This window comes from Polyangium jinanense (assembly GCF_028435265.1).
Taxonomy (GTDB): Bacteria; Myxococcota_A; Polyangia; order Polyangiales; family Polyangiaceae; genus Polyangium; species Polyangium jinanense.
This window is the reverse complement of record NZ_JAGTJK010000120.1, coordinates 1-11,376: the sequence shown is the minus strand read 5'-3', so window position 1 is coordinate 11,376 and position 11,376 is coordinate 1. Positions and strand designations below refer to the sequence as shown.

Below are 11,376 nucleotides of genomic sequence, written 5' to 3'. Positions count from 1 at the left end.
TAAAGGAAGGGTCGGGCGACAAAAAACGGAACCGTTTTTTCGGCAAGGAAGGGTCGGCGGGCGGTTCAGCCTTTCAGGATCGGCGCCAGACGGGTCGGCGTGCAGTTTGGGTGGAAAGTTGCCCCGCCCGCCTGCCTTCGGTGACCAGGCTCGCATGCGTCGTCGCCCTGGGGCCCTCGTCCTCCTCGCAGTCCTTCTCGTCCTGTGTGTGCCGTCTCTCGTCCGCGCGGAGATCCGCGTCTGTGTGCGGCTCCCCGGGCACCCGAAGATGGCCCCGTGGGCCCTGTCGGGGAGCGCGACCGTGATGACCCAGAGCTGGCAGGTCTTGACGGCCAAGGCCGCCGCCCCAGCCGGTGAAGGACGAACGCCGAGAGCCGCGCACCTGTCATGCCCGGTCGTTGACGCTCCCGCCTCCCCGGTGCGCCCATCTCTCCCATGCAGGAAACAAGGTCGGCGAATACATCGACGTCCTCGAGGAGCACGGCGAGGGCGAAGGGCTAGGCCCGTAGCTCGAGCTCGTCACGCGTCAGGTCGCGGGTACGATCGGTGAGAATGGCAGAATCGTACGAGGGCCGTTCGCCAGAATGCGGTGGCATTCCTGGCGAACGGCCCAGGCAGCGGCCGCGTCACGGATTGGTGAAGATCCCAAGGGACTCGAGGAACACCTGCGCGCCGAGCCCGGTCGTGGCGCTCGCGCCGTAGATCGAGACGTAATAGGTGCCGGCATCCGTCAGGCTGCAGCGCTCGAACGACGTCGTGCCGTTGCTTCGGCAATCGTAGGAGCTCAGGGTCGGCTGCACGTCCTTCCTCACGTACAGGTCCGCGTCGCCGGCCGGGAGCCCGCCCACGGGGATCGGACGCGTGAGGAACGCGTTCAGCTCGCCGCCGATCGCGATCGTGAAGGGACCGTAGTGCACCCAGCCGCCCGAGCCGACCGACACGCCGGTCTCGGAGAGCGCCGGCATGGAGAAGTCGTACTGGAGGGACATCGAGCCGGTCGACTTCTGGCACAGGAGATCGGCGCGACCAGGCAGATGGACACGCCCGACGCTGACGTTGTTGAACTGCCCCACGAGGAGCGTCGCGTTCTTGCACCAGCCCGCGAGGGGACCGCGCGCGTCGGCCTGCGGCGCGGGGGTCGGGCCCATGTCCATCTCGTCGAAGCGCCCGTTCTTGTCGGCGAGCTCGAAGCGAATCCAGCCGTCGGACGGGTCGAAACAGGCGAGATCCTGGCGCTGATCGCCGTTGAAGTCCGCGACATGGAGCTGGCCGCCGTTGTGGCAGAAGTTGCGGACCTGGACCCAGTTCGAGCCCTCGAACTTGCCGGCCGTGTCGGCGAAGTCGATGAGCATCTCGCCGTCGGACTGATTGCAGAGCAGGTCGTCGCGGCCGTCGCCGTTGAAATCGCCGACGTAGAGCTTCTCGCTCGCTGACACGCAGAAATTGCGAGCGGTATCCGTCCATTCGTTCCCGTCGCTCAAGAAACGCCCGCTCGTGTCGGCATAGTCGACGATCATGTCGCCGTTCGACTTGTTGCAGAGCAGGTCGGCGCGGTTGTCGCTGTTGAACTTGCCGACGTAGAGCTTATCGCCCGCCGACGCGCAGAAGTTCCGTCCCCCGAGCGGCCAGTCGGAGCCCTCGAACTGGCCCTCCGCGTCGGCGAGGTCGATGAACATGTCGCCATCATCGGACTGGTTGCAGAGCAGGTCGTCGTGGAGGTCGCCGTTGAAGTCGCCGACGTAGAGCTTTTCGCTCCCCGCCAGGCAGAAGTTCCGTCCCACCAAATTCCATTCGGAGCCCCAGAACTTACCCCATATGTCGGCGTAGTCGATGAGCATCTCGCCGTCGCCCGACTGATTGCACAAGAGGTCGTCGAGGCCGTCGCCGTTGAAGTCGCCGATGTACAGGGTCTCGCCGGCGCTGATACAGTAGTTGCGCGTCAAGTGCGTCCACTGGCTCGGGGAGCCGTGAATGACCTGGTTCGCGAGGTGCTCCATGCCAGACGGACGCGTGCCGCTGTCATTGCCGCCGCGGCAGGATCTGTGCGTCATGAGGCCCCAGGGATCGAGCTCGGTGAGGTCCAGGTTTTCAACGCGCCAAGTAGCGTCTATTGTGGGCACCTTGTGACACTCGCCGGCGTCCTCCCGGTCTTCTTCGTGATGGAACCCGAGCGCATGCCCGAACTCGTGGACGGCCAGGTTTCGGATCTGCTGGTTGGGGGTCGGAACCGCGCCTGTCAGGTTATATGTCAGCCTGACGCTCGGATGGGTCTCCGTCGCCACGTTGTGCAGCGATGCGAGCCCATATTCTGCCGGCTCCACGCGGCCCGCCATCCACTTATCGAGCGTCGGCTCGTCGAAGAGCTCGACCGACAGGTAGTTGCCCGTGGCGGGGCACGTGTTCCAGCCGGTGAATTCGAGGGCCGACATGGCTTGCCAGCTCGCCTCGACCGCCTCCCGGATGATCTGCTTCTCGGTCGCGAACTCGCTGCTCGGGTTCCTCCAGCACACGGGGATGGTGTTGTTCGCCGGGGCCTCGAACCAGTACCCGTTGTAATCCTGGAGGTTCATAGCCTGGACCGCGGCTCCGACCTCGCCGTCGTCGCCGCCTCCATCCGTCCCCTCCACGGGGCCACAGCCGAGCATGAGCAGCGAGGTGATCGTATAGATGTATGTTTTTCCGATGTGCATCGATCTCTCCATCATCGCCAGTTGGCGATCAAGCAGTAAGGGGGCGCAACACGTTGCGCCGTCGAAAGGGGCTCCCCGTCGGGATCCATGCCGGGCCCGGGCGAGGCGAAAATCCCCGTGAAAATGGCGCGAGCAGCCGCGTTCTTTATCGTCGTTCACCAATACGAGCGCCAAACGTCAGGCAGAGTGGCTTGCCTTCGGTCGTCTCGTGCTTCCCGTTCTCTTTCCGCGTCGGCCGCGCGGCCGCCTCGGCACGCAGCCATCAGAAAGAGCCGGGTGGTGCGGTCTGCCTGGGGTTGTCGTTGATCTTCCTGGCAATGTCGCGCTTCTCGCGACGCGGGACTTACTCGAGCTGACGCCCATGGGACCTCGTGGGTCCCCCCCATGTCTGCGCGCGAACGTAGCATCGTTCGATATGGCCACGACGGAAGCGCACGAATCCGACGGAAATAACGTCGGAACTCCCTGGCGCCGGCTCATCGAGCTAGGAGGGTGGTGGGGATGTTCTGCGGTGCGTCATCACCGAGCGAGAAGGAAGCCGGGAACGGTCCCGGTTTCGAGCTCGGTTCGAGCAAGGCGAGGAGAGGAGAGCAACGGGCACGGCCCCAGCGGGCGGAGCGGCCTGTTATAGCTCATCATGCTGCGGGCCAAACTCGACGATGGTGAGGTTCCCGTCGATGTTGGCGATATGCTCACCGAGCTGGATGAACGCAAAGACGGTCATCCCATTTCGCTGCCTGCAAGTGGCCCCCATCCGCCCGATCTGCGGATGGATCACGGTGATGTTGCTGCACGTGGCCCCGAAATTCCCGCCCCGGCGCCATACCAGCCTGCCGTCGTCGTTCGCGAGGTACTGGTTCAGATCGATGTGGGCCCCGAAATGGACATTGCCATTCCGCATCTTGCAATTCGCCGACAGGTTCGTGTGATTGAAGATCCGGATGCTGTCGCAGGAATCCTCGAATGCGCCACGCGCATCGGCGACGCCCGCCGCGAACAGTCCGGTCAGAGCCACGGCCGCAAATGAAATGGCAAACTTTCTCGACATGGTGCTCCTTTCGGGCCGGGACCATCCCTCGCGCCCTCCCCCCGGATATGCGGCCCGACAGGCCGTCCGGCAGCGCTTGACGGCCTGCTCCACCCGCCGACCTCGCGGCCCCTTGACACCCGCGACGGGCTTTGTCTTCCTATCGCGCCATGATCTGGAGAACAGGGACCTTCGCGCTTCTCTTGGCGGCTTGCGCGTCGAGCACGCCGCCGGACAAAACGCCGGCCGAGGCAGACAACCCCGCGGCCGCGGCGCTCACGCCGGCCGAGCGGGAGGAGCTCGCGCGGCAGTTCCATCAAGACGAGGCCGAAGACGCCTACAAGTGGAAGCTGCAGACCTTCGTGCACCCGGCGATCTGCAACGAGGACCGAAAGGGCCGCACCGGGGATGCATGGATCACGATTCAGGACGGGAAGGTCGTGAAGGCGGGCATCGCGGACGGCTCCCCCGACAACGAGGTCGATCTCACCCCGCAGCTCGCCGGAAAAGCCGTGCCCCCCATACCGGCCAAGTACGAAAAACTCTTTGCGGGCGGCGAGATCGTCTACTTCTCCTGGAGCTGCATGTGATCGCCATGAAAAAACACACGTTTGCCGTCGCCCTCGCCGCCCTCGTTTTTGGCGCCGCCCTCGGGTGTAGCAACACGACGCCCCCGCCGGTCGACAGCGGCGCCGCGTCGGATCAAAAGGCCGCGCCCGCGCCCTCGTGCCCGGCAGGCACGTTCGCGAACAACGAGGGTCAGTGCCTCAAGGAATGCGCGACCGACGCCGACTGCGAGCCGAACCAGGCTTGCGAGGACGTGCGTTTCATCGAGAAAGACGGCAGCATGGGCCCGCTCATGGGCAAGGGCTGCCAGGGCCCCTAATCCAGCCGCAAGACCTCGATCGCATTCGCCCCCGCGGGCCGCGCGAGCTTCATCGACTTCCCCCGCCCGAGCAGCGCCGCGTGGAAGACCTCCGCGCCGGGCCTCTTCACGATCGTCACCGGATCCACGTAAAGAAACCCTTTTCGCATCCGCTCGACCGGCACCACGAGCGGCAATGCCACCTCGCGCGTCGTCGGATCCGGCATCGTCGTCGAGAACCTTGCACCTGCAAGGACCTTCGATCGCACGGTGAACGTCGTCCCCGGCGCGAGCGGGCCCGACGCCCGGACGAACAAGTCGAGGCGCGAACGCGCGCCCGTCCGGTACGACGCACCCACGATCTCGGGCCCGTCCTCGTACGCCGCGCCGATCGGCCGGAGCTCGCGCGTGATCTCCGCGAAGAGCGCCTCCGCCCGCGCCGCGTCGCCCTGCGTCACGGCCACGTTGTGCGCGATTCGTTTCTGTTCGAACGTCCGCGGCGGCTCCGCGGGCGGCGTCGCCTCCTGCTCCCAGTGCACACGCTGCTCCCACGTCGCATACGCGTCCGGCACGATCGTACGCACGGGCTCCGTCGCGCTCACGAACATCCACTCGAGCGCGGTCGGCTCGCGCTCCTCGAACACGTACGCGTCGATCGGCGCGAACGTCTCGCCCGGGAACACGGCCCAGAACGGGCCCACGGCCGTCACGTGAAACCGCTTCGTCACGGCCGCGAGCTGCGCCTCCGGCACGTAGCGGCTGTCCATCACGAACACGCTGGCGCGCCCCGGAAGCGGCCCCGTCGGCACCGGTGGGTTGACCTTCACCACACGCCCGCCGAGGGACCAGACCTGCGCCCACGTCGCGTGCATGCTCTCGTGCAGAAGGGCCGTGGCGTCGCGCGGGAGGCGTGAAGCGAGCCAGCGCAGAAACACGGTCTTGTCGCCGTCCGAGTCGATGAGGTTTCCCTTCTCGTTGAAGCGCCCGCCCGTCTGCCGCGCGTAGAGCACCGCAGGCGCGCCGTCGCGCAGGACGAACCCGAGCGGCACGAGCAGGATGCCCAGCGCGACGATCCCGCCCTCGAACGTGCTGTCCGCAGGCAGCCGCCGCACGCGACGCGCGAGGGCGCCGAGGCGCTCGAACGCCGGCGCGAGCGTGGCCACGAGCGCGCCCATCGCGAGCGCGAAGTACGCGCCGAACGGCTGCGGCCAGAACACGTGAATGTCGGCGCCCTGCTTGAAGACGATGTACTGGAACGTCGCCATGCCGAGCACGAGGAGCGGCGCGAGCTCGACCTCGGCGCGCGTGAGGAGCAGGCGCAGCACGCACACGACGGCCGCGATCTTCCCGAGCAGGATCGCGATCGGCGTGAACGAGAGCTCGATCCAGTACCGCCGGCTCGCGAGCACGGCCGAAAGCGGCACCGCGTTGCCCGCCGAGCGAGATCCGTAGACCGAGAGCAGATCGCCGAGTTTGCCGGCCTTCTGGAAGATCGCGAGGTAGAGGACCCCGGTGAGCACGGACAGCACGGCCCACGTGATCCAGAGCTCGGCGTACCGGCGCTCGTGGAGCGGCCCGAAGAAGCGGCGACCGCCGAGGTAGGCGCGGAAAAGCCCGAAGCCGAGCCACTGCCCCGCGAGCACGAACGCCGGCCAGTCCGAATGCAGCGCCATGAAGAGGCCTGCCGCGCTCACGACGAGGAAGCGCCTTCGCCACGTCTGGACGAGCCGCACCCAGCCGTAGATCGCGAGGAGCGACCAGAACATGAGCGGCACTTCGAGCGCGTTGAAGCTCGCGAAGGCGAGTGTGATCGGAAGGACGACGAAAGCGACGGCCGCCGCCGCGCCCGCCGCGGGTCGCCAGATCGAGCGGCCGATCGCGTAGAGCAAGGGTGGCGTCGCGGCCGAGAGGAGGATCGCGGCGAGGCGGCAGACGACGTCGTGCCGGCCCACGATCTTCATGACGAACGCCGTCACCCAGAAGATCCCCCACGGGTGGTGGCAGTAGTAGAGCTCCGGGCCGGGCCGCGCCTCGGTGTACTCCCAGACCGGGCCCGGGATCCCCCAGCGCAGCATGTTCTCCGCGATGATCCCCATGCTCGCGGTCGAGGCCCAGTGCCCGTTGAGCACGGGCCCGAGCATCTCCCACGCGGCGACGAGGAAAAACCACGCCGTGGCCACGATGACGAGCGCCCGGGCGATCCGCGCCTCGCGCGCGCTCGCCACGGGCAGCCCGTCCGAGCCTTGGGGCAAGCGGAGCGAGAGCCTCGGGATCATGCGCGCGGGAGGGTAGCGGATGGCAAGCGCTTCGGGCGTGGTAACTTGCCGCCCCCGTGCGTCTCGGAAAGCGGTTCGCGGCCGCCGTGCAGAAAAATCCCGCTGGATCCGCCCTCGCGATCGTCGCGCTGGCCGCGTCCCTCTACGTCATCGCCTACCCGTTCACGGCCGCGCGGTACGCGCCGATGACGGATCTCCCGTTCCACGCCGCGCAGACCGGCGCGCTGCGGCATTTTTTCGATCCGAGCTACCACCTGCGGGATCAGTTCGAGCTGCACCCGCTCGCGGTCCCGTACATGTCCTCGTACGTGATCGGCGCGCTCTTCATGTTCCTCGTGCCCGCGCACGTGGCCGTGAAGATCGCGGCCGTGGCCATGCTCGCGCTCCTGCCCGCGGGCCTCGCCGTGCTCTTCCACGGCATGAAGAAGAGCCCGCTCCTCGGCCTCGCAGGCCTGCCGTTCGCGTGGAGCCACCTCACGCACTGGGGCTTTCTCAACTTCGTCGGCGCGCTCGGCCTCTTCGCGATGGCGATCGGCGTGACGCTCCTGCTGCTCGACGCGCCCTCGCGGCGCCGCCAGATCACGCTCTCGGCCATCCTCGTCCTGCTCTTCTTCACGCACGTCTTCCGCTTCCCGTTCGCCATCGCGGGCGTCGTCGCCGCGGCCGTCGTGATGTACCCGGCGACAGGGCGCTTCCGGCCGATCCTCGCGCCGCTCGTCCCGCCGCTCGTGCTCTTCGCCGTGTGGACGCGCGTCCGGCCCGCGGCCATCGGCGGGCCGATCGACCTCTCGCAGTTCGATACCCACCGCCTCGACGAGATCCGCCTGCTCCTCCTCGAAGGCGGCTTCCACGATCCGATCGAAGCCGCGGCGATCGTCACGAATTACCGCACCCTGGGCCTCGTCGCGCTGATCTCGCTCGTCGCGTTCGCGCTCTCGGGCCGCGCGAGCACCTGGAACCGCCGCGCCTGGTCCTTCGTCTTGGGCAGCCACGTCCTCGCCCTCAGCTGCGCGGGCGCGTTCCTCCTTTCGTTCCTGATGCTCCCGATGCAGCAGGGTGTCTGGTGGTACGTCTACCCGCGCGAGGCCACGGCCCTCGCTTTCCTCGCGCTCGCGCTCCTACCCGATCTCCCCCGCGCGCCCCTGCTCCGCGCCCCGCTCGTCCTCGCGCTCGCCCTCGCGCCGATCGGCCTCTCGCGCGCCATCGCCACGAACTACCGCGTCTTCGACCGGGCGACCGAGGACTTCCACCGCATCGTCGAGGACATCCCGCGCGCCCCGCGCCTCATGTATCTCGTCTTCGACCACGGGGGCTCGACCAAGAAAAACACCCCCTTCATCCATTTGCCGGCCTACGTGCAGGCGGACAAGGGCGGCTGGCTCAGCTTCCATTTCGCCGTCTTCGGCGCCTCGCCGCTCGTGTATCGGAGCCGAGCCGAGCCCTCGGCCGTCATTCCGCCGCACGTCCCCACGCGATGGGAATGGACGCCGCACAAGTTTCGGCCTCTCCAGAATGGCAGGTTTTTCGATTGGTTCCTCGTTCGTAGCCGAACTTCGCCGGACGGCATGTTTCGCGAGGATCCCTCGATTGTCCCGGTGAATCACGTGGGCACGTGGTGGCTCTACCGACGAAAATCGGGCCAGGGGCCGCTCGATCGCCGGTGAGCCGGCCGCCATCGCTTCCTTGCGTCTCTGACGCCAGGGGCTAGGCTGCGCGATCATGGCGGCAATGATGCGAAGTGCCCCGAGGGATCGCGAGGCCCGGCAGGAGCACGCGCCGGCTTCCGGGGCACGCGCCGAGCCGACCAGGTTCACGCCGGAGGAGTCGACTTCTCCGGAGCAAGGGATGTCCAACGCCGAGCAGCTTCGGACGCTCATCGAGGCCTCGCCCGATCCCATTTTCATGAAGGATGGCGAGGGCCGCTGGCTCCAGGTCAATCGCGCCGGGCTCGAAGTGTTCGGGCTCGAAGGCGTCGATTACCAGAACAAGAGCGAGGCCGAGCTCTCGGCGTTCACGCCCTTCTATCGCGAAGCCTTGCTCGTCTGCCCGGATACCGACAGCGTGGCCTGGGACGCGGGCAAGCTCTCCCGCGTCGAGGAAAACGTGCCGCGGCCCGATGGGTCGATCCGGACGTACGACGTGTACAAGGTCCCGCTCTTTTATCCGGACGGGCGGCGCCGCGGTCTCGTCGTGCTCGGCCGCGACATCACGGACAGGCGGCGCGCCGAGGAAGAGCGCGATCGGCTCCTCGAAAAAGAGCAGGCCGCCCGCGCAGCCGCCGAGCGCGCCGAGCGAAGGAGCGCCTTCCTCGCCGAGACGACGCGTATCCTCTCGGGCACGCTCGATTACGAGGATACGGCGACCCGGCTCGCGCATCTTTGTGTCCCCTTCGCCGCCGATTGGTGCGCGGTGTGGACCGTCGACGGCCAGGGCGGCGTGCACCTCGGCGCCCTCGCCCACGTCGATCCGGCGCGCGAGGCCCTCGCCAAACCCGGCTCCATCCGCGTCGAGCCCGATTTGCCCGGCGGCGTCTCCCACGTCGTCCGCTTCGGCCAGCCGCTGCTCTGCCCCGCGGTCCCCGATACCACGGACGCCCGCCTCGCCGCACTCGGGACGCGTGATCCGAGCTGCGAGGCTCTCGTGCGCGCGCTCGGCCTCTCCTCGTACGTCGCCGTGCCGCTCGTCGCGCGCGGCCGCACGCTCGGCGCGATCACCCTCGCCCGCATGCCCGGCTCCTCGCCGGCCTGCGCGGCCGACCTCACGCTCGCCGAGGACCTCGGCCACCACGCGGCGCTCGCGCTCGCGAATGCGCGCCTCTACGAGGAGTCGCAAGAGGCCATCCGCGCGCGCGACGAGTTCCTCTCGATCGCCTCGCACGAGCTACGCACGCCTTGCACCTCGCTAAGGCTCGGCATCGAGGCGCTCCTCCGGCATGCGCGCGCGGGCAAGCTCGATCGAATGCCCGCGCCGCTGATCGAGCGCCTGCTCGAGACGAGCGACCGGCAAAGCAAGCACCTGCTCCACCTCATCGACCGGCTGCTCGACGTCTCGCGGCTCGAAGCCGGGCACCTCGATCTGGAGCTCGAAGAGGTGGATCTCGCGGCCCTCACGCGCGAGGCGGCCGGCGAGCTGCGCGAGGAGATCGCGCGCACGGGCGGCTCGCTCGTCGTCGAGGCGGAGCGGCCGGTGCGGGGCATGTGGGATCGGGCGAGGCTGCGCCAGGTCGTGACGAACCTCCTCGGCAATGCGCTCAAGTACGGCGCCGGCAAGCCCGTCCGCGTGCGGGCCACGGGCGACGATACGCAGGCGTGGCTCTGCGTCGAGGACCGCGGAATCGGCATCCCCGAGGACCGGCAGGCGCACATCTTCGACCGATTCGAGCGCGCGGTCTCGTCCCGCCATTACGGCGGCCTCGGCCTCGGCCTTTACATCGTACGCCAGATCGTCGAAGCCCACGGCGGCGCCATCTCGCTCGCGAGCCTGCCCGGCGAGGGCTCGACCTTCACCGTCACGCTCCCGAAGAGCCGCGCCGCCGTGACCGCGCGCGCTTCCTGACGGCGCCGCCTCGCTGGGGCTTTGCCCCAGACCCCAGCAGGGGCTGTCCGCCCCTGCACCCGGACCAGCGCAAGCGCTGGACTCGGGGTCGATGAACTGCGCGATGCGCAGTTCATCGAACAGGCCGGGTCAAGACCAGCGACGACCTTGCCCACCAAGACAGCGCTGACGCTTCTGCTGGCAAGACCCGTCGCCAGGTTGAAACGCGCCTTCGAGGTCTTGCCACCGGCCTGTGGGAAGAACTGCGCATCGCGCAGTTCTTCCCCCTGAGGTCCAGGGCTGGCCCTGGTTCGGGTCGAGGGGCGAATAGCCCCCGCGGGGTCCGGGGCAGCGCCCCGGCTCTACGCCCCGCCCGCCGTATCGCCCCCGCTCTCCACGTCGTGAGTGCGCGAGAGCACGCATTATGGCCGCGTGATCGTCGAGTGGTTCGGTTCGTGGCGCGGGCGGTGGTTGGCACGTGGCGCGCGTCGCGCATCGCTACGCGAGCGCGCCGCACGGGATGGACGAGGGCGCGGCATCGTTGCCCGTCGCGCGGCCATGGCGCGGACACGCGTCACGCCACGTTTCCGCGCCCTCCGCCACGACGTGGACGTGCCTCGCGTCACGTTTCCGCACCCTCCGCCACGACGTGGACGCGCCTCGCGTCACGTTTCCGCGCCCTCCGCCACGACGTGGACGCGCCTCGCGCCACGTTTCCGCGCCCTCCGCCACGACGTGGACGTGCCTCGCGTCACGTTTCCGCGCCCTCCGCCACGACGTGGACGCGCCTCGCGTAGCGATGCGCGCCGCGCGCCACGCGCTGGAGGCGACCGATGGCAGCAAGCCCCTAGAGCATCGACCGGTTCGATGCTCGGAAGATCGCGAAGCGATCTTCCCTCGGGGGGTGAATCGGCCGGGCTTTGCCCGGACGAGAGGGGGACGCGAGGCGTCCCCCTCGGGACAGAAGTGCTAGGACCTCGAGCG

The 11,376-nt window shown here is 68.2% G+C and carries 7 protein-coding genes; 4 read left to right on the top strand and 3 right to left on the bottom strand.

Features of this window, described 5'->3' with window-relative positions:
- Positions 1-626 precede the first annotated feature (626 nt).
- A complete protein-coding gene (locus KEG38_RS54230) occupies positions 627-2,690 on the bottom strand; it encodes an FG-GAP-like repeat-containing protein (protein WP_272429056.1) in 2,064 nt (687 codons plus the stop codon).
- Between the two features lie 625 nt (positions 2,691-3,315).
- On the bottom strand, positions 3,316-3,738 hold the full coding sequence (locus KEG38_RS54225; RefSeq protein ID WP_272429055.1) for a mannose-binding lectin: 423 nt from the start codon (positions 3,736-3,738) through the stop codon (positions 3,316-3,318).
- A gap of 149 nt (positions 3,739-3,887) precedes the next feature.
- Here KEG38_RS54225 and KEG38_RS54220 point away from each other — a divergent pair, with 149 nt between their 5' ends.
- Both KEG38_RS54220 and KEG38_RS54215 read left to right on the top strand, forming a co-directional pair.
- Entirely contained in the window at positions 3,888-4,307 is a 420-nt protein-coding gene (locus KEG38_RS54220; RefSeq protein ID WP_272429053.1) for a hypothetical protein, read from the top strand.
- 5 nt (positions 4,308-4,312) lie between these two features.
- Positions 4,313-4,603, top strand: a complete 291-nt coding sequence (locus KEG38_RS54215) for a hypothetical protein (protein ID WP_272429051.1) — start codon at positions 4,313-4,315, stop codon at positions 4,601-4,603.
- On the opposite strand, the gene KEG38_RS54210 is transcribed toward KEG38_RS54215, so the two are convergent.
- On the bottom strand, positions 4,600-6,858 hold the full coding sequence (locus tag KEG38_RS54210; protein ID WP_272429049.1) for an ArnT family glycosyltransferase: 2,259 nt from the start codon (positions 6,856-6,858) through the stop codon (positions 4,600-4,602). The two genes, KEG38_RS54215 and KEG38_RS54210, sit on opposite strands and share 4 nt — an antisense overlap.
- 56 nt (positions 6,859-6,914) lie before the next feature.
- Here KEG38_RS54210 and KEG38_RS54205 point away from each other — a divergent pair, with 56 nt between their 5' ends.
- Positions 6,915-8,522 (top strand): hypothetical protein, encoded by a 1,608-nt coding sequence (locus KEG38_RS54205; RefSeq protein WP_272429047.1) that lies wholly within the window; start codon positions 6,915-6,917, stop codon positions 8,520-8,522.
- A 181-nt stretch (positions 8,523-8,703) separates the two neighbouring features.
- Positions 8,704-10,413, top strand: coding sequence for an ATP-binding protein (locus tag KEG38_RS54200; protein ID WP_272429046.1), 1,710 nt, complete (start codon positions 8,704-8,706; stop codon positions 10,411-10,413).
- Positions 10,414-11,376 lie beyond the last annotated feature (963 nt).